The following is a 22,271-nucleotide window of genomic DNA, read 5'->3' on the forward strand; positions in this document are numbered from 1 at the left end:
CCTGGCGTCCCGTCCCTGGCTAAGCCAGCCAGCCCTACCCAGCTCGGGCCAGGCCTGGCCTGTCACTTCAACTCTGTCGAGGCGGTGAAGCGGCCTCCTGGCGCACACCGTAGCGAGCCTCCAGCTCCTGAATAAAAGGCAGACCAACCAGCTCAGTGAACTGCTGGAAGCTCACCGACTGTTCAGAGAAAGCAAGCGGCGTTTCGCCCCGCTTCAGACCTTCCAACAAACGCAGCATCGCATGGGTTGCCGTAAAAAGCAAGGCGACGGGGAAAAGTACCAGCTTAAAGCCCAACTCCCGAATCTCACGCAAAGAGAGAGGAGGCGTCTTCCCGCTCTGGGCCCAATTGAAGAGAAGAGGCACATCGGGGAAGGCCTGAACAATAGCGCGCAGCTCCTCCAGCGTACGAGGAGCCTCAATGAAGATCACATCGGCCCCGGCCTCGCGATAGGCACGCCCGCGACGTAGGGCCTCCTCGAAACCCAAGACCGCCGCCGCATCAGTGCGCGCGATAATCACAAAATCAGGGTCCTGGCGAGCTTCCACCGCCGCGCGCACCTTCTGGACCATCTCCTCCATTGGAATAACCTGCTTCCCCTCCATATGGCCGCACTTCTTGGGCCATACCTGATCTTCAAGATGCAGCCCGGCCACACCGGCCCGCTCATACTCGCGCACCGTCCGGCGCACATTCAGCGGATTCCCATAGCCCGTATCAGCATCAGCAATCAGCGGCACCTCGCCGGTCACCGCAGCCAGAGCCGCCGCCCGACTCACCATCTCGCTCATCGTCAACAAGCCTACATCGGGCATGCCCAGCACGCTGGCCGACGTACCAAAACCTGTCATGTAGACCGCAGAAAAACCAGCCTGAGCGATCAAGCGGGCGCTCAGAGCATCATAGGCCCCCGGGGCAACCACCAAGTCAGGGCCAGCCAGTAACTGGCGCAAGCGCGTTGTCACTCGCATGCTATTCCCTTTCCTTCTCTTCTCCTCCCATGCACAAGGGAGATACTCGCAGCTAGCTGGTGGGCACCTACCAGCCCAAGCAGAACCGCAGGTTCCGCTACTGGCAAGTGTAGCCCATGCACCGCCTCGCTGCAAGCAACCTACCGGGCGAAGCAGAAAAGGAGAGCCATCGGCAGGCAAGCGAACCAGGCGGACAGATAAACAAGGAAAGAGCGCGCTCTGGACCACGATTTGCCGCCGGGCGGAGGCAGGTGTTATCATAGAAGAGGTGACCTCTTAGTGTAGCGATGACAATAAAAGCTCAAGGGCAGCGGCGAGCGCAGAGCGCAGTCACTCTCAAAAGACCGCCCTCCGCGTGGGAATAAAACCGGCCCGCAAGCTCTTTCCACTAAAGAGAGGGGTAGAACAAAGAACCGGCATGATGCCTTGACCAGAGGAGAAGAGCATGGCAAATCCCTTGTTACAACTGAAGGACTACGGACAAAGTGTCTGGTACGACAATATCGACCGCGCACAGCTAGAATCCGGGGAGTTCAAACGTCTCCTGGAACAAGACGGCATCACAGGGGTCACAGCCAACCCCACCATCTTCGACAAGGCCATTAGCAGCGGGCACGCCTACGACGCCCAAATTGAAGAGCTGATTCGCCAGGGTAAGGGAGTCGAAGAAATCTATGACGCCCTGGTCGTACGCGATGTCCAGACCGTAGCCGATCTGCTGCGGCCCATCTACGAGCGCAGCGCCGGCGTGGACGGCTATGTCAGCCTGGAAGTCTCGCCGGATCTCGCGCACGATACTGAGGGGACATTGGCGGCTGTGCGCCACTACTGGCAGCTTGTCAATCGTCCGAACCTGATGATCAAGATCCCGGCCACCCCTGAAGGGCTGCCTGCCATTCAGCAGGCGCTGACCGAGGGCTACAATATTAACATCACCCTCATCTTCTCTATTCAGACCTATCGCCAAGTGGCCGAAGCCTACCTGACGGCGCTGGAGAACCGCAATGCCGAAGGCCAGGACATCGGTAACATCGCCTCGGTCGCCAGCTTCTTCGTCAGCCGCGTTGACACACTGGTTGACAAGCTGCTTGACGAGAAAATCAAGGCCACCAGTGACCCTGCCGAGCAGGCCCGGCTCCGCTCACTACAAGGCAAAGCGGCTATTGCCAATGCGCGCCTGGTCTATCAAGAATTCAAGCGCATCTTTAGCTCACCGCGCTTTGCGGCTCTGCGCCAGCTTGGCGCACACGTACAGCGTCCGCTGTGGGCTAGCACCAGCACCAAAAACCCGGCCTACCGCGACGTCCTCTACGCAGAGGAGCTGATCGGTCCCGATACGGTCGACACCATGCCCTACGAGACGATCGAGAAATTCCGCGATCACGGGCGAGTGCGTTACAGCATCGAAGACGACCTTGATGGTGCACGGGCCCTGTTCAAGGAGCTGGAGCAGCTTGGCATCTCCTACGAAGCGGTCACCCAGCAGCTCCTTGATGAAGGCGTGCAGAAGTTCGCCGACTCCTATCATCAGTTACTCAACAGTATTCGCGCCCGTCAGCAGGCGCTCAAAGAGAGGCAGGTTTCGCGGTGACAGCACAACAGGAGCCAGAGCCACAATTTGAGGCCGAAAGCGCTCTTCAAGAGCAAGTGCAGGCAGCGTGGCGGCGCCTGGACAGCGAGCAGGTCGCGCGGCGGATCTGGGAGCGAGATGCCAGCCTCTGGAAAAGCGACCCCGCTGTCCAGCAAGAGATTCGCGAACGACTCGGCTGGCTAACCGTTGCCGGCGCCATGCAAGAGCGACTGACGGAGATCGAAAGCCTCGTAGAAGCGGTACGGCGAGACGGCTATCAGTACGCTGTACTGCTGGGGATGGGAGGGAGCAGCCTCTGTCCCGAGGTACTGCGTCTGACCTTCGGCGTCGCGCCCGGCTACCTGGACCTGTTCGTGCTCGATACCACCGATCCCGACACCATCCGCGCCGTTGAAGAGCGCATCGACCTCAATAAAACGCTCTTCATCGTCGCCTCCAAGTCGGGCGAGACCATAGAGACGCTCTCGCACTTCCGCTACTTCTGGCAGCGAGTCAGTGAGCTGGGCGGTCACGGTGGGGCCCATTTCATCGCGATCACCGATCCTGGCACCGCCCTCGAGCGGCTCGCCCATGACCATCACTTCCGTCACGTCTTTGCCAATCCGCCCGACATAGGAGGACGCTACTCGGCGCTCTCTTTCTTCGGCCTGGTACCTGGCGCCCTGATCGGCCTCGACCTCAAACGGCTGCTAGAGCGTGCTCAAGCGGCGATGACCCGCTGCGGCGCTGGACGCCCTGCCGCAGACAATCCCGGCTTGCGCCTCGGGGCGATCCTGGGAGCCCTCGGTACCCACGGGCGCGACAAGGTTACCTTTGTGCTCTCCCCAGCCATCGCCAGCTACGGCTACTGGGTTGAGCAACTTATCGCCGAAAGCACCGGGAAAGAGGGGCGTGGTCTCCTGCCCGTCGAAGGGGAAGCCCTGGGCGCCCCCGACGTCTATGGCCATGACCGCCTCTTCGTCTACCTGCGCCTCGAAGGCGACGACAACGCCGCCCTTGATGAGGGCCTGCAACGTCTGCGCGCTGCAGGTCAACCCCTGGTGCGTTTCCAGTTGACTGACCGTTACGAGCTTGGCGCCCAGTTCTTCATCTGGGAGCTGGCCACAGCGGTCGCCGGCATCTTTCTACAGATCAACGCTTTTGATCAGCCCAACGTCCAAGAGAGCAAAGACAACACGGCGCGGCTCCTGGAGCGCTTCCGCCGGGAAGGGAAGCTTCCCGAGCTGGAGCCTGTCGTCAGCGAAGGAGCGCTGCGCATCTACGGCAGAAGGATGGGCGAGGGGGAAGAGAGTTTAGACAACTACCTGCGTGCCTTCCTTGGCCAGGTACGTCCAGGCGACTACATCGCCCTTATGGCCTATGTTCAGCGTAGCGAGGTCAATGAGCGCGCCCTGCAGGCGCTACGTCTGCGCCTGCGCGATCGCTACCGCGTTGCGACAACGCTCGGCTACGGTCCGCGTTTTCTCCACTCGACCGGCCAGTTACACAAAGGTGGGCCCAACAACGGCGTCTTTCTCCAGATCACCGGTGATATCCAGCAGGACATCGCCATTCCGGGCGAGCCCTATACCTTCGGTACCCTCAAAGAGGCACAGGCGCTGGGCGACCTCTTCGCCCTCTCGGCGCATCAACGACGCAACATCCGCATCGCTATCGGAGGTGATCTGGCTGCCGGCCTGCAGGCCCTTGCACAACGGCTGGCCCCCGTAGAGACGCAAGGCGACGGGCAGTCCTCGCACTGAGGAAACACTAGCAAGGCAAGCCCACATGGGCAGGCGGGAGCGCCTTCCCACCTTGAGCACTTGAAACCTACAGCACCAGGCAGGAAGGAGGAGCAGGGCATCCGCAAAAAGGACGGCCTGGCAGGCTCCTCCTCTGCAAAGGGTTGCCTCGATAGACGCGGCCCCCGCTCAGTCGGCTTGCCAGCCTGTCTGGCCTGAGCACATGGGAAGATCTTCAGAAGATTTTAAATCTGCACAAACATTGCACTACAATGGATATAGCCGATGACAGGCGATGAGAGGTCCTGGTTACAGACCCGGTAACGGACGAGCAACCTGGAACTCAGTCAAAAGCGTAGATTGTCTGTCAAGAACAAGTGATGACCAGGAGAATATCATCGATGCCTCAACGCAGCGCGGTCGAGGCGCCCAATCCCCTACGCGAAGGGCTGCGTATCAAGCATAGCCCTGAGCCCTGCGCGATGGTGATTTTTGGGGCGACTGGCGATCTGACCCATCGGAAGCTCTTGCCTGCTCTCTACAACCTGGCCCTGGAACACCCGCTGCCAGCGGGCTTTTCCGTCATAGGCTTTGCGCGCCGACCTTACACCGATGAGCAGTTCCGAGAGCAGGCCTTTGAAGCCATTAACGAGTACTCGCGCCAGAAGCCCATCAATCAGCAGGTCTGGGAGAGCTTTGCGTCCGGCATCTTCTACCTGCAGTCTGACTTTCACAACCAGGCGGGCTACGAAAAACTGAATGCCCTGCTCAACCGGCTGGATCGGGAACGCGGCACAGGCGGTAACCGCATCTTCTACCTGTCAACGCCGCCAAGCCAGTACCCTGAGATCATTCAGCGCCTGGGGGCTGCTGGCCTGAACAAGAGCCGTAAGGGCTGGACGCGCATCATTATCGAAAAGCCCTTTGGCCATGATCTGGCCTCGGCCCGCGAACTGAACCGCCAGGTACTGCGCGTCTTCAAGGAAGAGCAGGTTTATCGTATCGATCACTATCTGGGCAAAGAGACCGTTCAGAACATACTGGTCTTTCGCCTGGCTAACGGCATTTTCGAGCCAGTCTGGAATCGCCGCTACGTGGACCATGTCCAGATCACCGTAGCGGAGAACATTGGCCTTGAAGGGCGAGCGGCCTACTATGAAGAAGCGGGTGCCATTCGCGACATGGTCCAGAACCACATGATGCAATTGCTGACCCTGGTCGCGATGGAACCACCGATCGCCTTTGATGCCACAGCGGTGCGCGACGAAAAGGTCAAGGTGCTGCACGCCCTGCAGCCCCTGCAGGGGCAAAACGCCCTCCTCAACACCGTCCGTGGCCAGTATACCGCTGGCTGGATGAATGGGCGGCTGGTGCCTGGCTATACGGAAGAGCCTGGTGTGCGGCCTGATTCCACCACCGAAACCTATGTGGCCCTCAAGGTCTTCGTTGACAACTGGCGGTGGGCGGACGTGCCTTTCTACCTGCGTACCGGCAAGCGCCTGCCCAAGCGCGTCACCGAAATCGCTATTCAGTTCAAGCAGCCGCCTTCGATGTTCTGGCAGCGCAGCAACATCCAGGGGCAGATCGAACCCAACGTCATCGTGCTGCGCATCCAGCCAGACGAAGGCATCTCCTTGCGCTTCGGCGCCAAAGTACCGGGCACCGAGATGCAGATCCGCTCGGTCAACATGGACTTCTTCTACGGTTCATCCTTTATGCGTCCGCAGCCGGAAGCCTATGAGCGGCTACTGCTGGACTGCATGCTAGGTGACTCCACGCTCTTCACACGAAGAGATGAGGTAGAAGCAGCCTGGGAGTTCATTCAGGGCATTATGGATGCCTGGGCCGAGGCGCCACGCGAGACCATCCATCCTTATGAGGCCGGGACCTGGGGCCCCCAGGCCGCCGACGAGTTCATTTGGCGCGACGGGCGTCGCTGGCGACGACCTTGATGCCTCGTGTCTGCGCCCAGCAGCGCGGATACAACGTGCGGGCGGCAGGCCCGTGCTCATGCTCGCGTCCCAGGCCCCTACCCCAAGCTACGATTCCTGGGTACTCACGTGGCTGAGCGCAGGAACCAGCCGGCTTGCCTGCTGATCTCGCACCTAAAGCGTGCCAGCCAGACATGGGGGACTGGCTGACACACCTACTGCGTATGCTGGCCCTGCTGCGCCGCCGGTCCGTCTGAGACTCGACCTCTGAAAAGGCCGCCGCCAGGGCTATCGCAGGCCAGGCAAAGCAAAGCATGGGACAGCCCTGGCCAGGTGCCAGCCAAGCGCACCGCTGGCTGACCGCCGCCAATGGAGTACCGGAGGAGCTGTTTGCCTCACGGTACCTTGCTCTGGCACAACAATCACAGTCAGACAAACAAGCAAACAACTGCAGTAGCTGACGCACGCTATCCAGGCAGGACGGCCTCCGCCCGTCCGTCGGTTGCCTGGAACGATGCCGTTCTCTATCAGGGGAGATCTGGAATGACTGTGGACCTCGACCTATCCCCGGGGACACGCTCGCTATGGGCCGGTAAGGCCATTCCCTGGGAGCATCTAGAGGAAGAAGTGGCTTTGCTCTGGAAAATGGCCGCCGATAACATGCGCATCGGCCAGAACATGAGCGTGCGCACCAGTGTGCTCAACCTGGTGATCTGCACGCCTTCCGCCGCACGCGCACGCTATGTCAGCAATCTGCTGCGCGATCTGCTCAGTACACATATCGCGCGTGTCGTCATTCTGATCCTTGAAGACGACCGCGCCGCGCCGGCCTCGATCGCGACCTGGGTAACCCTGCGCAGCTTCCCAGTCATTTCAGACCTCACTCGCCACCACTTTGAGCAGATCACCGCCCTGCTGAGCGGGCCAGTGGTTGAGCATAGTGCGGCTCTGCTGCAGAAGCTCGTCAGGCCGGACCTGCCGATCTATCTCTGGTGGCTTGATGAGCCACCAGCCAGCGGCGACCCCCTTGGCTCGCTGGCCGCCATCAGCCAGCGGCTCATCGTCGATTCAGCCAGCTTTCAAACACCAGGGCCAACCCTGCGCCTGTTGGCCTCGCTCCTAGAGGCATATCCGAACTGTGCCATCAGTGACCTCAATTGGGGACGGCTCACGCCGCTGCGTCAGCTTGTTGCCCAATTCTTTGATGGCCTGGAATATCGCCCCTATTTCGAGGGGATTCAGCGCATCGAAATCGAGCATGCCGTCCTCAACGCACCGGCTGACGCCCTGGAGACGGCGGTCACAGCAGCCGCTCTCCAGCAGCAGCGACTGCAGGAGCCTGCCCGTGCCCTACTGATGGGAGGCTGGCTCAAAGAGCGTCTCACCTGGCGCCGAGTGGCCTGCAGCGCCTCCTGCCCCGGCAGCGGCGGAAGTCTACCGCCGGGCGCATATCACTGGTGTCTGGAAAATGGAGCCGGGCAGCCAACGCGCATTGACATCCGTCCGCGTGCCGAAGGCGAGGTTCCACCGGGAACTATTTGCCTCCTCCGGCTCTCCAGCCGGCTGGAGGACCAACAAGCACTCTTCAGCATCAGCCGTCTACCCGGAGACAGCGAGCACGTCTTGACCTCCATCGAACTTGAGCAGGAGCAGCCACGCCAGCGTACCCTTAACCTCAACGAGCAGCGCCAGGAGAGCCAGCTCTTAGTTGATGAGCTAGAGATCACCGGACACGATGACCAATTTGAGAAGATCTTGCAGGAGCTGGCCGCTCTGCTTGCCTGACCCGGGCGAGCCGCCTGGAGGCGGGACCTTCAGGTCTCTCTGCTCTTTATTGAACAGACAGGAAGGCTGGCTCTTGCGAAAGGGCTAGCACCCTAGCGAGTTATCTACCCTTCAGATATCCAGATATCAGAGAGGATAGAACGAAAGAAATGCAGCAACAGATCGTCATCTATCCTGATGCCGAGAGCCTCAGCCAGGAGGCAGCGCGTCTAGTGACGCGCCTTGCCCAGGAGGCCATTGTCACCCGTGGGCGCTTCACACTTGCCCTTGCAGGAGGCTCAACGCCACGCAAGCTCTACAGTCTGCTGGCCAGCGATCCCTATCGCAGCCAGATCGACTGGACACGCGTCGAGATCTTCTGGTCAGACGAACGCTGTGTCCCACCCAATGATCCAGAAAGCAACTACCACATGGCCCACGAAGTCATGCTCAGCAAGCTGTCCATTCCTGCCACCAACATTCACCGCATGCCAGCGGAGCAGGCCGACCGCCAAGCTGCAGCCGACCGCTACAGCGCCGAACTGCGCCGTGTCTTCAGCACAACTGGCATCCCCGTCTTCGATCTCATTCAACTTGGCATGGGACCAGAAGGGCACACCGCCTCCCTCTTTCCCCATCAGCAAGCCCTGCACGAGCGCGAGCGTCTGGTACTGCCGGTCAGCGTCCCCAAACCGCCACCCGAGCGCCTCACCTTCACCCCACCGCTGATCAACGCTGCGCGTCACATCCTCTTTCTGGTCACTGGCAGCGACAAAGCCGAAGCCGTCCACGCCGTGCTTGAAGGCGAAGGTACACCCGATGACTACCCGGCGCGCCTGGTCCGTGCCGCCGCTGGTGAAGTCAGCTGGTTTCTGGACGCAGCCGCCGCGGCAGCCCTCCAGAGGAGGCCCTCAGCATGACGACCGAGCAACCAACAGCCAGAACAGCCCAAGCGCCACAGCCGTCGCTGCCCATAGGCCTTGTCCCCTCCATTCTCAGCGCTGACTTCAGCCGTCTTGGTCAACAAGTACGCGAAGCCGAAGAAGCAGGAGTTCAGCGCATTCAAATCGACGTCATGGATGGGCACTTTGTGCCCAACATCACAATGGGGCCACTCATTGTCGAAGCCGTGCGGCGCAGCACCCGTCTCCCGCTCGAAGCGCATCTCATGATCACCAATCCCGAGCACTACATCGAAGCCTTCGCGCGGGCCGGCGCTGACGTCATCATTGTCCACCAGGAGACCTGTCCTCACCTGCACCGCATCGTGCAGCAAATTAAAGAGGCTGGTAAACAGGCAGGAGTAGCGCTCAACCCTTCGACACCTGTCTGCCTGCTGGAAGACATCCTCTCCCTGCTTGACCTGGTACTCATCATGACCGTCAACCCCGGCTTTGGAGGCCAGGAATTCATACCCGAGACCCTGCCCAAAATCGCGCGTGCCAGGCAGCTACTCAACGAACGTCGACTTCGATGCGACCTTGAAGTGGACGGCGGCATCAACGAGCACACTGCCCCGCTGGTCGTACAAGCGGGGGCCAACCTGCTTGTAGCCGGCAGCGCCATCTACAACGAGCGCGAGAGCGTCGCCGCCGCCGTTGAGCGCCTCCGGCGGGCCCTTTCTCTCAGCTGATCCCCTTCCAGCTAGCTGGTCCCTCAGCCAACCATCGACGTAGCAATAAATAGCATCACCCGACAACGGCCAAGAGAGCGAGGGGCTGCTAGCCCGCTCAAGGGATAGGCCTGACCCTAAGCACCGGGCAGGTCTGGCGGGCGCGAGCGGCGGCCTTGCCCTGCGCAGCCACTCTTGCCCTGGCCGAAGCCATTGCGACCAGACGACGCAGGCAAGCCCGAGGCCTGCAGCTCGCACCCTTCACCGGCCCTGACCAGACCAGACGTTCAGCTCACATCAACCGTAGCAGCGTCACAGCGCTATCAGGAGGCACTAGACATGTACGATGACATCACCGATGTCCCAGGCATTCGCGTTGGACATGACACCAACCTGGAAGCCGGTACCGGCTGCACCGTGGTCCTCTGCGACCCGCCTGCAGTCGGCGGAATAGACGTACGCGGCGGAGCCCCAGCTACACGCGAGACCGACCTGCTGCACCCTCTCTGTCTCGTCGAACGCGTCAACGCCATCCTACTGACTGGCGGGAGCGCCTTTGGCCTAGAAGCCGCCGCAGGCGTCATGCGCTATCTCGAAGAACAGGGCCAAGGCTTTCAAGCCGGCGACGCCCGCGTCCCCATTGTTCCGGCAGCCGCCATCTTTGATCTAGGGCTTGGCTCAGCGCAAATACGCCCCGATGCTGCCGCCGGCTACCGGGCCTGCGAGCGAGCGAGCGGAGGGCCGATCGAGCAAGGCAGCGTAGGAGCCGGAACAGGGGCCACCGTAGCCAAGCTCGCCGGTCGTCACAAAGCGATCAAAGGCGGACTAGGCTCAGCCAGCACCCAGCTAGCCGATGGGACACTTGTTGGAGCCTTAGTGGTAGTCAACGCCGCGGGCAACATTATTGATCCACAAAGTGGAACCATAATCGCAGGAGAGCCAGGAGCCGAAGGCTTCGAACAAAAGCTTCATCCCTTCAGCAACACCACCCTGGCTGTGGTCGCCACCAACGCCACCCTCAGCAAAGCGAGCGTCAACAAAATAGCGCAGATGGCCCACAACGGCCTGGCCCAAACCATTCAACCGACGCACACCATGTTTGACGGCGATCTTGTTTTTGCCCTAGCCCTAGGAAGAGAGACAACAATCCCCCCCGACCCTGCAATCACTGCAGCGCAGGTAAGCCTCATAGGGGCCGCGGCAGCCGCCACCGTAGCGCGGGCCATTCTCAAGGCTGTTCGTCAAGCCACCGGACTACATGGCATTCCGGCAATCGCCGACCGGGCGAGTCGGCCTGAAAAGTAAGCCGGCCGGCCAGTTGCGCAACCCGCCCAAGCGGCTGCACAGCCAAGCCGTACCCGGGGCAGCATCCGGCAAGCAGCCAACGATAGAGAAGGCCGAAGACCTGGATCTTGGCCAGCGAGGGGCCTGCGAACGCGCCGACTCGCTCGGGGCCATTGCAAGAGCAATGGTGTCTGACAAGGGCCAGAACCGACCCGTGATCTGGTTGCCGGAGAGCAAAAGGGACCAGACCGACGGACGGCCGCAACTGGACAAGATCCGGCGCGGTGCCGGGGCCATCAGCGAATCCATGCTGATGTAAGCAGCGAGTGGGAGCAGGCAAAGCGCATCAAGGTTCAAGAATCAACAACAGCAGCAGCCCTCCACTAAGCAGCGTGACCAAAACACAACACAACACCAGGAGAGGAAAGAGAGGGACATGGGCCGCTGGAGGCGGAGCGGGCGCCGCAGTAGGCGCCTGCCATTCAGCCCGCAGGGGCAGATCGCGCCGCGTAGCCAGCGTTTTCAGGCCCCCACTTGTCTGATCCCGTGAAGGAGAAAGCCCGCGCGAGCTGCTCATTCCCGAAGCGGACGGCGCCGGCTCCGAGGGGGGGAAGACAGGAGGAGGGGTCACAGGCAAAGCGAGGGGGGGGTATGCAGCGGAAGAGGGAGACGAAGCAGGCGAGTGGGGGAGCATCGCCTGATCCGCCTGAGCAGATCGGAGCTGCGCAGAGTGGGCATCGGAAGTCGGCAGTCTCACAGCAATCTCCACCAGGGGCAACTGAGAGCCAGACCCACAACTCACACAACAAACAACAGAACCTACAAGAGACGCGCTACAGAACAGCACTACCAATGCAGTAGCTATTGTTTATTGTAGCCGGGTGAGGGGAAGAATCAAGGAGACCATGACTATTGGGCTGTTGGCTCCTCCAGCAGAGAGAGTAGTTGATGCAAGATCCGAGCTGTTGCGCCCCAGATGCGATAAGGGCCATATTCATAGAAATAGACAGTGCGGCGCCAGCCGGAAGTATCCCAGACCTCGCTATGGAAGATGCGAGGATCGGCCAGAGCGGGGAGGGGAGCGCGGATCACCTCAGCGACCTCAGAAGCTTGGAGAGAAAGAGGGCCGGGACCGGAAGGCAAGAAAGCCACCACCGGAGTGATCCAAAAATTGGTGACCAGAGTAAAAGAAGGAGGGAGCAGACCGAGGACCTCAGCGCGTTCAGGAGAGAGACCGATCTCCTCCTGAGCCTCGCGCAGAGCCGTCATCACCGGATCGCGGTCCTGGGGATCGACCGAGCCGCCTGGAAAAGCGATCTCGCCGCTATGAGTGCGCAGCGTTGCGGCGCGGCGGATCAACAACAAGCAAGGCAGGCCCTCCGCCTCAAAGAGCGGCAAGAGCACGGCGGCGCGCCGTAGTGGGCGAGAAGCGATCTCGGGAGGTGGAGAGAGCGTCGGAGCCTGGTCGGGAGGGGCCAGGCGAGAGCGCAGCGTGGCCACCACCTCGCTGATGCTAGACATATTCATGTGCCTATTCTACCACATTCACGCCGCAAAAAGGGGTTGGTTGAACTTGCGTGGGTATGATACAATGTGGTAAACAAAAAAACAGCGGGGAGGTCCGCCGAAAAGCTGGCTTTTGCCTTGCATTCACAGGCGGCTTTTGGTATAATTAGAGCATCGAGTGGGGGTATGCTTATACAAGGCTTTCATTGTGCCCATATATACCTTATGACCTGTCTGCGGGCATCGTTTCGTAGAACTACTCTCTAGCACGAATGGGTGTACTATGGAGAATCGTCGTCTCATAGTAGGAAGTACAACGACAAGCAGCAGCCATCGCAGCCTGAGCAGCCTCCTCCGATAGCCAGTTGTCCGAGACGCATCCCCCCGATCTCAAGATGACGTTCCTGTCGTTACCCCTGGCAGAAGCGAAGACGGACCAAGGAAGCGGGCGATCTACGTACGACATACGTTAGACAGGATCAGAGGGCGCTCGAGGGGCAAGGCAAAAAAACCGTGGATCGAAGGGGGTATTTTACCCATGCAAGCACAACAGCACGGCGACCTTTCGACACCGCCAGCGGCAAAATCTCAAAGCGGGCAGGTACAGACCATGTCTGAAGCAAGAGAGCCTGAAACCAGTAGAACCGGAAACCCAGAAGAATCAGAAGACCTGAACATGGAGGCCCTGCTAGCCTCCGCGAACAATCCCACCAGCCTCAAACGTGGCGATGTTGTCGAAGGGGAAATCGTGCGCATCGACCAGGATGAGATTCTGGTCGATATTGGCCTCAAATCAGAGGGCGTGCTCTCAACGAAGGAGCTGCCGGCCAGTGGCTACGGCTCTCTGAGCGAGCTGAAAGTACACGACAAGGTCCTTGTCTATGTCGTGCAGCCAGAGACTCCGGATGGCCATGCCGTGCTCTCGCTGAGAAAGGCTAACGCCGAGCGCCAGTGGCGTCTGGTTGAAGAGCAGTACCGCAACAACGAGCTGATCAAGGCGCGCGTCATCGACTATAACAAGGGTGGACTCATCGTCGATGTCAACGGCATCCGCGGCTTCGTGCCGATCTCGCAGATTCAGAGTTTGAAGCGCGAGGAGGTGGCCGCGGGGGGCGAGAGCCAGGAGACGGCGGCCAAGCTGGCGAGCATGAAAGACAAGGAGCTGCAGCTCAAAATTATTGAGATCAACCGTGCCCGCAATCGGCTGATCCTCTCTGAGCGCCAGGCGGTGCAGGAGTGGCGGCAGCGGCGACGTGAGGAGCTTCTGGATGAGCTGAAGCCGGGTGAGATTCGTAAGGGAGTGGTGAGCAACCTCGCCAACTTCGGGGCCTTTGTTGATCTCGGTGGCGCGGACGGCCTTGTTCATATCAGCCAACTGGCCTGGAGCCGGGTCAACCATCCCAGCGAGGTGCTGCACGTCGGCCAGGAGGTCGAAGTGCAGGTCCTCAGCGTTGACAAAGAGAAGAAAAAGATCGCGCTCTCTATTAAGAAGGCTGAAGTTGATCCCTGGACAACGGTGGAGCAGCGCTACACGCCCGGTCAGCTTGTGACGGGCACGATCACCAAGATCGCGCCGTTTGGAGCTTTTGCGCGGATCGAGGATGGTATCGAGGGGCTGATCCATCTGTCGGAGCTTCCCCCGGGTATGGACCCCAAGACCAGCCTGCACGAGGGCCAACAGCTCCAGTTGCGCATCTTGCGCATCGATCCTGAGCGCCGTCGCCTGGGCCTGAGTCTGCGGCAGGTCGAAGAGCCGGACAGCGCCAAAGCTCAGAGTCAGAGCCAGGCTCAGAATCAGCAACCGCAGCAGGCGGCTACCAGCACTGGTCCGGCTGAGACTACCACCAAGGGGGCCACAGATGATAAAATGAAGTTGTCCCTTGAGGAGACGGCTAGACGTCAGGAGAGCGGGCAACATCAGCATGAGGGACGAGGCGAGCGCCGCGAACGTGGAGACAAGGGAGAGCGCGAGGGACGGGCTGAGCGTCGCGAGCGTGCCGAGAAAAGCGAATCGTCCTTGCTCGATCACTTGCCGTTGGGCGATGATGGCGAAATCACGGCTATGGCTGAGGCCTTCCGTGCCGCCGCCCGCCAGCGCAATAAGAATATCACTACTGCAGATGAGACGGAGGGTTCTGGCAGCTAACGAACGACGAGTAGCTACCTGTCGCGTAGCGCAGCGCGGCTCAATGGCTTGGAGGGCAGGACGGGGCGACAGCGTGCGTGTGGCTGAGTGGAAGGCAGGCAGGAAGGCAGGATGCCGGGCAGACAAGGGAAGAATACAAGCGGCGTTGCGTGCTACGCGCCTCATCAATGGTCAGAAGCGCTAACGTACGCCTGAGTACTGGCGGGCTTGAAAAGACGCCAGACGATGCCGGCTCCAATGGCTGGCCGGCCACTCGTTCTAGCTGAAGGGACGCTGGCGATGTCAGCGTGGGTCGAGCCGCACATAGCACCTGCACCGGACGCTAGAGCGTGGATGCGCACCTGAACAGCTGAGCTGATTCGACCTCCTTGCTGCGACAGGCGAGAGCAGAGCAGTAAGGGGGTCGCTTGTTTCAGCGTGTAGAGGAGTGATCCATGGAAGATGGCAATGCCCCAGGTCGTTCTTGCTTGACGCTGCAAAGAAGGGTGTTGTATGATGAATTACCAAGTTTACCTGAGCGACACAGAGGGCTCGGTTCCACCCTCTGCCACTGAAAGGGGGGTGACAAACAGGTGAACGACAGGGATAGAGATAGATTTGACAAATTCACCGAGCGAGCCAGGAAGGTCCTGAGCCTCGCCCAGGAGGAAGCCCAGCGCTTCCAGCATAACTACATCGGGACAGAGCACCTCCTTTTGGGCCTCGTACGCGAGGGCGAAGGTGTGGCCGCCAAGGTTCTGGCGAATCTGGGTGTCGAGCTGAACAAGGTGCGCAGCGCTGTCGAGTTCATCATTGGGCGCGGTGACCGCATCGTGCTTGGGGAGATTGGCCTGACCCCCCGGGCCAAGAAGGTCATCGAGCTGGCGGTGGACGAGGCGCGCCGCCTGAACCACCACTACATCGGCACCGAACACCTTCTGCTTGGCCTGGTGCGCGAGGGTGAGGGAATCGCCGCCGGTGTCCTGGAGAGCCTGGGCGTCAACCTGGAGAAGGTGCGCACACAGACAATCCAGGTGCTCAGTCAGTCCGGCTCGCCCCATGAGCGCGACGCCAAGCACTCGAAGACGCCGACCATCGATGCGATGGGCGTGGATCTGACCGCCGATGCCCGCGCCGGTAAGCTCGATCCTATTATTGGACGCCATCAGGAGATCGAGCGGGTCATTCAGATCCTCTCGCGTCGCACAAAGAATAATCCCGCGCTCATCGGCGAACCTGGTGTCGGTAAGTCGGCCATCGTTGAGGGTCTGGCGCAGCGCATCGTCGCCGGCGAGGTCCCCGAGACCATCGCGGGCAAACGTCTGCTCACGCTGGATGTCGGCTCCCTGGTGGCAGGCACCAAGTACCGTGGCGAGTTTGAGGAGCGCCTGAAGAAGATCATCGAGGAGATCCGCAACAGTCGCGACTGTATCATCTTCATTGATGAGGTCCATACGCTGGTAGGCGCCGGCGCCGCGGAGGGGGCTGTCGATGCGGCTAATATTCTGAAGCCGGCTCTGGCGCGCGGCGAGATTCAGTGCATCGGCGCTACTACGCTCGATGAGTACCGCAAGTATATCGAGCGCGATGCCGCTCTACAGCGCCGCTTCCAGGAAGTCATCGTGCGCGAACCGACCATTGAGGAGACGATCGAAATCCTCAAGGGTATCCGCGAGCGCTATGAGGCCCATCACCGCCTGACGATCACGGATGAGGCGCTCAAGGCGGCAACCGAGATGGCCAGCCGCTATATCACCGATCGCTTCATGCCGGATAAGGCCATCGATCTGATCGATGAGGCCGCCAGCCGTGTGCGCATGCAGCATTCGCTGGCCCCGCTGAACCTGAAAGAGGCCAAGAAGGGCCTGGAGGCGGTGCTCCGCGAGAAGGAGGCCGCGATCCAGCAGCAAGATTACGAGCTGGCTGCCGAGCTGCGGGACCGCGAGGTGAAGCTGCGCGAGCGGATCGCCAAGCTGGAGGCCGGCTGGCAGAAGGAGCGCGGCAGCGATCGCCCCGTGGTGGGTGAGGAGGAGGTCGCTCAGATTGTTTCGATGTGGACCGGTATCCCGGTGATGCGCATCGCCCAGGAGGAGTCTCAGCGCTTGCTCCATATGGAGGAGGCTCTCCATAAGCGCGTCATCGCTCAGGATGAGGCGATCGAGAAGATCGCGCGCGCTGTCCGCCGCGCTCGCGCCGGGCTGAAAGATCCGAAGCGCCCCATCGGCTCCTTCATCTTCCTCGGCCCAACCGGCGTCGGTAAGACCGAGCTGGCTCGCGCCCTCGCTGAGTTCATGTTTGGCAGCGAGGATGCCCTCATCAAAATCGACATGTCAGAGTTCATGGAGCGCCACGCTGCCGCTCGCTTGGTCGGCGCTCCGCCGGGCTATGTCGGCTATGAGGAGGGCGGCCAGTTGACTGAGGCCGTGCGCCGTAAGTCCTATAGCGTGATCTTGCTCGATGAAATCGAGAAGGCCCATCCCGATGTCTTCAATATGCTCCTCCAGATCCTGGAGGATGGTAAGCTGACCGATGCGAAGGGCCGCACGGTGGATTTCCGCAATACGATCATTATCATGACATCGAATGTGGGCGCCACCTTGCTGAACCGCGAGGCATCGATCGGCTTCAAGTTGACGAAGGATAAGGAGCAGGCCTATAAGAGCGAGTACGAGGAGATGAAGAATAAGGTGCTCGGCGAGCTGAAGAACACCTTCAAGCCCGAGTTCCTGAACCGTATCGACGAGGTCATCGTCTTCCACTCGCTCCGCCGCGAGGACATGTATCAGATTGTCGATCTGTTGCTCAATCGCGTGCGCAATCAGCTAACGGAGCAGCAGATCGAGCTGGTGGTCCCGCAGCCTGCCAAGGACTTCCTGATCAAGGAGGGCTTCGATCCGCAGTACGGCGCCCGTCCGCTGCGGCGCACGATCCAGCGCCTGGTCGAAGATCCGCTGGCCGAAGGTCTGCTGCAGGGTCGCTTCCACGCCGGCGACGTGGTCGAGGCGGTGGTTGTGGGCAATGCCCTCGAACTGCAGGTGCGCAGCCGGGTGGAGCAGTTGCCTGCGCCGGCTTCGCCGCAGGCGGCGCTCTCTGCCGGTAGCAGTGAGGGTAGCCCCGCCGGTGAAACCTTGCCAGGTTGATGTGTCACGAGGAGAGCCTACGGCGCGCAGCGAGCGCCGCAGTGGCTCTCCTCTTTTTTTGCCCTCGCTTGCTTGTTTCTTTGCTTGCTGCCCGCCAGAAAGACTGTCTGCTCTAGGCGCGCTCCTTGGGCTTATCTATGCTATTGAGGAGTCTGCCTGATAGGTTAGCTGTGTCTGCGGTGCGATCTGAAGTGCTTTGAAGCGAACGCTCTGGTTATCTACCTATGCCCAAATCCCGTACGCGTTTTATCTGTCAGCAGTGTGGTGGAGAGCAGACGAAGTGGCTGGGGCGCTGTCCTGATTGCGGGGCCTGGAACACACTGGAGGAAGTGGCCCTGCCAGAGACCTCATCTGCGGTGGCGGCCTCCTCTCCCCAGCGCCGTTACGCCTTACTGACCGGCGCGGCTGCCACCGCTGGCGCCTCTACGGCTCCGCCGACGCCGCAACCTCTGCCCCAGGTGAAGGCGCTCTCGCACGAACGTCTTTCAGTCGGCTATGCTGAAATGGACCGTGTTCTAGGCGGGGGCCTGGTTCCTGGCTCGCTGACTCTGGTCGGAGGGGAACCAGGCATCGGGAAATCCACCTTGTTGCTGCAGGTCTCTGGCTATATCGCCGAGCATGTGGGGCCTGTGCTCTATGTCTCGGGCGAGGAGTCCAGTGAGCAGATCAAGATGCGCGCCGAACGGCTGGAGATTCGTGGTGAGCGCCTCTATCTCTTAGCGACCGTCGAGCTGGAAGTGATCTGCGAGGCCATTGCGCGTCTCAAGCCCGCCCTGGTGGTGGTCGATTCGATCCAGACGGTCTTTGCCACTCATCTGACCTCAGCTCCGGGCAGCATCAGTCAGGTGCGCGAGTGTACCTTACATCTGATGCAGGTGGCCAAGAATAGCCACATTCCGATGTTCATTATTGGGCATGTTACCAAAGAGGGGACGGTGGCAGGGCCGAAGGCCCTGGAGCACATTGCCGATTGTGTGCTCTATCTGGAGGGGGAGCGCTACCATACCTATCGCCTGTTGCGCGGGGTGAAGAATCGTTTCGGCGCCACCCACGAGGTGGGAGTCTTTGAGATGCACGGCGATGGCCTGCAGGAGGTCCCCAATCCCTCGGCGCTCTTCCTGTCAGAGCGCCCTGGAGCCGCAAGTGGTTCGGCGGTGGTGGTAAGCATGGAGGGAACGCGCCCGCTCTTGGTGGAGGTGCAAGCCCTGGTGACCCCCAGCAATTTCGGGATCGCGCGCTGTACCGCTAACGGCCTGGAGCATAATCGCCTGCTGATGCTGCTGGCGGTCTTGACGAAGCGGGTCGGCCTGGCGCTGGGCAACCACGACGTCTATACTAACGTGGTAGGTGGCTTCACTCTGGAAGAGCCTGCGGTTGATCTGGGGGTGGCTGCCGCGATCGCCTCTAGCTATCGCGATCGCCGTATTCCTGCCGATCTGGCTTTAATCGGCGAGGTTGGCCTTTCGGGTGAGCTGCGTGCGGTCAGTCGCCTGGGGCTGCGCGTGCGCGAGGCGGCAAAATTGGGTTTCAAGCGCTGCCTGGTTCCCGCCAGCGGGCGAACGGAGCGGGTGCGCCGTGAGTTGGAGGAGGCGGGGCTGGCTGATGAGTGTCGGGTGATTCCCGCCAGTACTCTTGCAGTGGCCCTGGAAATCGCGCTACACTAACCAGCAAGGATGGCTCCTGGCTGCTAACTGGAGCATCTGCTGAGCTTCAATAAAGGAGGTGGGTGTTTCGTGCTTTATCTTGGCTCTCACTCGCTGAGGTCGATCCTCGCTCTTGATTCTAACCCGGGAAAACGGTATACTTTATAGCTGGCATGACGATTTTTGTGATTCGACGGGCGCGTTTCTGGCGGTTCAGCACAGCAGGCCAGGCCCTGTTATCCGGAATCATCATTCTTGTTTGTCTCATTATCATCTATTCTGCTCCTGCCCGCATGCTTTACCTCACGCTGGCCCGTCGTCGGTGGTTGAACCTCTCACCCTTCTGGAGGCTGATGGGATGTCTGTTAATACGATCGCTCGCTGCATTGGGGCGCTTCTGGCTGCCAGCGTCAGTTTCTTCATCTTCTTCTTTGAACATCCATTATCGTCACTCCTGCTGGAAAAGCTTGAGTGGTCCGCCGCTATTGCTGTTGGCTGCGCAATCATCGCTTTTGTGATTACACCCTATGTGACTATTGTACCCTACCGCTGGGTAAGCCACCAGCTACGCACGGTGGCGGTCAGCGATCTGATCGCTGGCACCATTGGGCTGATTGTAGGCCTGCTGATCTCCGTGCTCTTTGGAATTCCGTTGGGGGCCTTGCCGGAGAACTGGGGGCACATTTTGCCTGTGGTGGCGGCTCTCATCTGCGGTTATCTGGGCGCAATGGTCGCCGTGCTACGTAAAAGCGAGCTGGCGCACATGCTTCAGTCGCTCTTTTTAACGCGCCGCCGCGAGCGGGAGGAGGAGCGTGAACGCGAGCGCGCCAGGGAGGCGGAGGCCCTGGCAACGACGACGGGACCACAGATTCTGCTGGATACGAGCGCGATTATTGACGGGCGTATTGCCGATATCAGTCAGACGGGCTTTATCTTTGGCAAGCTGGTGGTGCCGCGCTTTGTGCTCAATGAGCTGCAGCGCATCGCTGATTCTGCCGATACGCTGCGCCGCAATCGGGGTCGTCATGGGCTAGAGATGTTGAACCGGTTGCAGAAAGATGCGACGGTTCCTGTGGAGATTATGGATACAGATATGGAGGGAAGCTCGGAGGAGGTTGATAGTAAGCTGGTCAAGCTGGCGCGTGCGCTCCATTGCCCGATTATCACGAACGATTTCAACCTCAATCGCGTGGCAGAGCTACAGGGGGTGAAGGTTCTTAATATTAATGAGTTGGCGAATGCTGTGAAACCGGTGCTGCTGCCTGGTGAAGAGATTTCGATTAAGATTATGCAGGATGGTAAGGAGCTAGGCCAGGGAGTGGGCTACCTGGATGATGGCACGATGATCGTGGTGGAGGGGGGCCGGCAGTATATGAATATGACGATCGATGTCACGGTGACGCGCGTCATTCAGACAGTGGCGGGGCGTCTGATCTTTGCCTATCCAAAACAGGGCAGCAGCAATGCAGCGTCCTCCAGCAATCAGGGCCAGTCGACGGGGAAGCAGCGCCAGGGCTAGGACCGGCGGCCTTGGCCAAGGGCCAGAGAGAGGCGGATGGCCTGTCTACCGGTGGGGGAAGATGGTGGCTTGGTGGACGAGCGGTGGTCACCTCCGCCAGGCAGTGGTGATGGAGGGCAAAGAAAAAAGGGGGGGACCTGGTTCTCTCTGGCTGCCGAGAAACGTCTTAGGAGATGTCGTGTAGGCACCGCGCCGAGGGTGCCTCTCATTATAGGCGGAGGCGCTGGTGGATTATTGCTATGCAGGAACGTGCCGCTGTGGTAATTGTAGCCGCTGGCAGCAGCCGGCGTATGGCTGGTCGTGATAAGCTTTGGACGCCGCTGGCTGGACGCTTGACCCTGGCCCGTACGGTGGAGGCCTTTGAGTCTTGTTCGCTGATTCAGGCCATTGTGCTGGTGGTGCATCCCGCGCGCGAGGCCGATGCCTGGGAGCTGCTGGCCGAAGAGGGTTGGCGTAAGGTGATCGCGGTGGTGGCCGGCGGGCCACGGCGTCAGGATTCGGTGCGCCTGGGTCTGGAGGCGCTGGCTCGTCGCCTGCCAGATATACAGTGGGTGCTGGTCCATGACGGGGCGCGTCCCTTTGTCTCTTCTGCCCTCATTGAGGCCGGTTTGCAGGCGGTCCGCTTACATCAGGCGGCGGTGGCCGCGGTTCCGGTCAAGGATACGCTGAAGGTAGTTAAGGGCGGCTATGTCTGCGAAACGCCGGAGCGCGCTCGGCTATGGGTGGTGCAGACTCCGCAGGTGTTCGCTTTCTCTCTGCTCTGGGAAGCCTATCACGCTCTCTCTGCTCAGGTCATGGAGGAAGAGGTGGGTGACGATGCGGCGCTAGTGGAGAGGCTGGGCTATCGTGTGGCTATCTTCCCCGGCTCATATACCAATATGAAGATCACGACACAGGAGGATTTCCTGCTGGCCGAATATTTGGCGCAGCAGGAGGCTGGGCTGCGATGACATTGCGAATCGGGTGCGGTTTTGATGCTCATGCATTCGTTGCGGGGCGACCGCTGGTGCTGGCGGGGGTGACGGTCCCCTCAGAAATGGGGCTGGCTGGCCATTCAGATGCCGATGTGGTGATTCATGCGCTGGTAGATGCCTTGCTGGGGGCTGCCGCCCTCGGCGATATTGGTATGTATTTCCCTTCCCATGACCCTCGTTGGAAGGATCAGCCAAGTGCTCTTTTTTTGACCTATGCGCGCGATCTGTTACGCCAGCATGGTTGGCGCGTGGCAAATGTCGATGCGACGGTAATTGCGCAGCGCCCTCGCCTGGCTCCTTATGTTATGGCAATGCGTTCGCGCTTGGCCGAGCTGCTGGAACTGCCGCTCTCGCAGGTCAGTGTGAAGGCAACAACCACCGACGGCCTGGGCTTTACTGGTCGGGGGGAAGGCATCGCCTGCTCCGCTGTGGCCCTGCTGGAAGCGGAAACTTCGCCAGTACCGGACACGCCGGCCCGCTAATAGTCAGTT

17 protein-coding genes are annotated in these 22,271 nt (G+C 60.4%); 14 read left to right on the plus strand and 3 right to left on the minus strand.

The genetic code is table 11. From position 1 onward, the window contains the following. Window positions 1–67: 67 nt before the first annotated feature. Window positions 68–970 carry an isocitrate lyase/PEP mutase family protein gene (locus AC6H1L_RS15945; RefSeq protein WP_497598474.1) on the minus strand — a complete coding sequence of 301 codons (903 nt, stop codon included), beginning with the start codon at window positions 968–970 and terminating at the stop codon, window positions 68–70. Between the two features lie 445 nt (window positions 971–1,415). On the opposite strand from AC6H1L_RS15945, the gene tal reads away from it, so the two are divergent. From tal to AC6H1L_RS15985, 8 genes are all read left to right on the plus strand, one after another. Further along, a complete protein-coding gene (gene tal, locus AC6H1L_RS15950; protein ID WP_497598475.1) occupies window positions 1,416–2,561 on the plus strand; it encodes a transaldolase in 1,146 nt (381 codons plus the stop codon). After that, window positions 2,558–4,303: a bifunctional transaldolase/phosoglucose isomerase gene (locus tag AC6H1L_RS15955; protein ID WP_497598476.1), complete on the plus strand. Its 1,746-nt coding sequence runs from the start codon at window positions 2,558–2,560 to the stop codon at window positions 4,301–4,303. The genes tal and AC6H1L_RS15955 overlap by 4 nt, the downstream gene beginning before the upstream one ends. Window positions 4,304–4,683: 380 nt before the next feature. Beyond that, window positions 4,684–6,234 (plus strand): glucose-6-phosphate dehydrogenase, encoded by a 1,551-nt coding sequence (gene zwf, locus AC6H1L_RS15960; protein WP_297162407.1) that lies wholly within the window; start codon window positions 4,684–4,686, stop codon window positions 6,232–6,234. A gap of 522 nt (window positions 6,235–6,756) precedes the next feature. Continuing rightward, the gene (locus AC6H1L_RS15965) at window positions 6,757–7,998 is read left to right on the plus strand and encodes a glucose-6-phosphate dehydrogenase assembly protein OpcA (protein ID WP_497598477.1); all 1,242 of its coding nucleotides are present in this window, start codon (window positions 6,757–6,759) and stop codon (window positions 7,996–7,998) included. 149 nt (window positions 7,999–8,147) lie between these two features. After that, the gene (gene pgl, locus AC6H1L_RS15970; protein WP_497598478.1) at window positions 8,148–8,897 is read left to right on the plus strand and encodes a 6-phosphogluconolactonase; all 750 of its coding nucleotides are present in this window, start codon (window positions 8,148–8,150) and stop codon (window positions 8,895–8,897) included. After that, complete coding sequence (gene rpe / locus AC6H1L_RS15975) at window positions 8,894–9,610, plus strand: ribulose-phosphate 3-epimerase (RefSeq protein ID WP_497598479.1); 717 nt, start codon at window positions 8,894–8,896, stop codon at window positions 9,608–9,610. The genes pgl and rpe overlap by 4 nt, the downstream gene beginning before the upstream one ends. Before the next feature lie 318 nt (window positions 9,611–9,928). Beyond that, complete coding sequence (locus AC6H1L_RS15980) at window positions 9,929–10,894, plus strand: P1 family peptidase (protein WP_497598480.1); 966 nt, start codon at window positions 9,929–9,931, stop codon at window positions 10,892–10,894. Beyond that, window positions 10,848–11,192: a hypothetical protein gene (locus AC6H1L_RS15985; RefSeq protein WP_497598481.1), complete on the plus strand. Its 345-nt coding sequence runs from the start codon at window positions 10,848–10,850 to the stop codon at window positions 11,190–11,192. Before AC6H1L_RS15980 ends, AC6H1L_RS15985 begins: the two co-directional genes overlap by 47 nt. A 27-nt stretch (window positions 11,193–11,219) precedes the next feature. On the opposite strand, the gene AC6H1L_RS15990 is transcribed toward AC6H1L_RS15985, so the two are convergent. Beyond that, window positions 11,220–11,450, minus strand: a complete 231-nt coding sequence (locus tag AC6H1L_RS15990; protein ID WP_497598482.1) for a hypothetical protein — start codon at window positions 11,448–11,450, stop codon at window positions 11,220–11,222. A gap of 332 nt (window positions 11,451–11,782) precedes the next feature. After that, window positions 11,783–12,394: an NUDIX hydrolase gene (locus AC6H1L_RS15995; RefSeq protein ID WP_497598483.1), complete on the minus strand. Its 612-nt coding sequence runs from the start codon at window positions 12,392–12,394 to the stop codon at window positions 11,783–11,785. Window positions 12,395–13,055: 661 nt separating this feature from the next. Here AC6H1L_RS15995 and AC6H1L_RS16000 point away from each other — a divergent pair. From AC6H1L_RS16000 to ispF, 6 genes are all read left to right on the plus strand, one after another. Continuing rightward, complete coding sequence (locus AC6H1L_RS16000) at window positions 13,056–14,525, plus strand: 30S ribosomal protein S1 (RefSeq protein ID WP_497598484.1); 1,470 nt, start codon at window positions 13,056–13,058, stop codon at window positions 14,523–14,525. A 572-nt stretch (window positions 14,526–15,097) separates the two neighbouring features. Continuing rightward, complete coding sequence (locus AC6H1L_RS16005) at window positions 15,098–17,644, plus strand: ATP-dependent Clp protease ATP-binding subunit (RefSeq protein ID WP_497598485.1); 2,547 nt, start codon at window positions 15,098–15,100, stop codon at window positions 17,642–17,644. A 224-nt stretch (window positions 17,645–17,868) separates the two neighbouring features. Next, entirely contained in the window at window positions 17,869–19,308 is a 1,440-nt protein-coding gene (radA, locus tag AC6H1L_RS16010) for a DNA repair protein RadA (RefSeq protein ID WP_497598486.1), read from the plus strand. 337 nt (window positions 19,309–19,645) lie between these two features. After that, window positions 19,646–20,806, plus strand: coding sequence for a PIN/TRAM domain-containing protein (locus AC6H1L_RS16015; protein ID WP_497598487.1), 1,161 nt, complete (start codon window positions 19,646–19,648; stop codon window positions 20,804–20,806). A 239-nt stretch (window positions 20,807–21,045) separates the two neighbouring features. Then, complete coding sequence (gene ispD, locus AC6H1L_RS16020; RefSeq protein ID WP_497598488.1) at window positions 21,046–21,756, plus strand: 2-C-methyl-D-erythritol 4-phosphate cytidylyltransferase; 711 nt, start codon at window positions 21,046–21,048, stop codon at window positions 21,754–21,756. Further along, window positions 21,753–22,262, plus strand: a complete 510-nt coding sequence (gene ispF, locus AC6H1L_RS16025; RefSeq protein WP_497598489.1) for a 2-C-methyl-D-erythritol 2,4-cyclodiphosphate synthase — start codon at window positions 21,753–21,755, stop codon at window positions 22,260–22,262. The genes ispD and ispF overlap by 4 nt, the downstream gene beginning before the upstream one ends. Window positions 22,263–22,271: the final 9 nt, after the last annotated feature.

The organism is Thermogemmatispora argillosa (assembly GCF_059696725.1).

Bases quoted from the DNA above. Each gene is read 5' to 3' on its own strand.
- AC6H1L_RS15945 (WP_497598474.1), bottom strand. From the start codon at position 970: ATGCGAGTGACAACGCGCTTGCGCCAGTTACTGGCTGGCCCTGACTTG.
- tal (WP_497598475.1), top strand. From the start codon at position 1,416: ATGGCAAATCCCTTGTTACAACTGAAGGACTACGGACAAAGTGTCTGG.
- zwf (WP_297162407.1), top strand. From the start codon at position 4,684: ATGCCTCAACGCAGCGCGGTCGAGGCGCCCAATCCCCTACGCGAAGGG.
- AC6H1L_RS15965 (WP_497598477.1), top strand. From the start codon at position 6,757: ATGACTGTGGACCTCGACCTATCCCCGGGGACACGCTCGCTATGGGCC.
- pgl (WP_497598478.1), top strand. From the start codon at position 8,148: ATGCAGCAACAGATCGTCATCTATCCTGATGCCGAGAGCCTCAGCCAG.
- rpe (WP_497598479.1), top strand. From the start codon at position 8,894: ATGACGACCGAGCAACCAACAGCCAGAACAGCCCAAGCGCCACAGCCG.
- AC6H1L_RS15980 (WP_497598480.1), top strand. From the start codon at position 9,929: ATGTACGATGACATCACCGATGTCCCAGGCATTCGCGTTGGACATGAC.
- AC6H1L_RS15985 (WP_497598481.1), top strand. From the start codon at position 10,848: ATGGCATTCCGGCAATCGCCGACCGGGCGAGTCGGCCTGAAAAGTAAG.
- AC6H1L_RS15990 (WP_497598482.1), bottom strand. From the start codon at position 11,450: ATGAGCAGCTCGCGCGGGCTTTCTCCTTCACGGGATCAGACAAGTGGG.
- AC6H1L_RS15995 (WP_497598483.1), bottom strand. From the start codon at position 12,394: ATGTCTAGCATCAGCGAGGTGGTGGCCACGCTGCGCTCTCGCCTGGCC.
- AC6H1L_RS16000 (WP_497598484.1), top strand. From the start codon at position 13,056: ATGGAGGCCCTGCTAGCCTCCGCGAACAATCCCACCAGCCTCAAACGT.
- radA (WP_497598486.1), top strand. From the start codon at position 17,869: ATGCCCAAATCCCGTACGCGTTTTATCTGTCAGCAGTGTGGTGGAGAG.
- AC6H1L_RS16015 (WP_497598487.1), top strand. From the start codon at position 19,646: ATGTCTGTTAATACGATCGCTCGCTGCATTGGGGCGCTTCTGGCTGCC.
- ispD (WP_497598488.1), top strand. From the start codon at position 21,046: ATGCAGGAACGTGCCGCTGTGGTAATTGTAGCCGCTGGCAGCAGCCGG.
- ispF (WP_497598489.1), top strand. From the start codon at position 21,753: ATGACATTGCGAATCGGGTGCGGTTTTGATGCTCATGCATTCGTTGCG.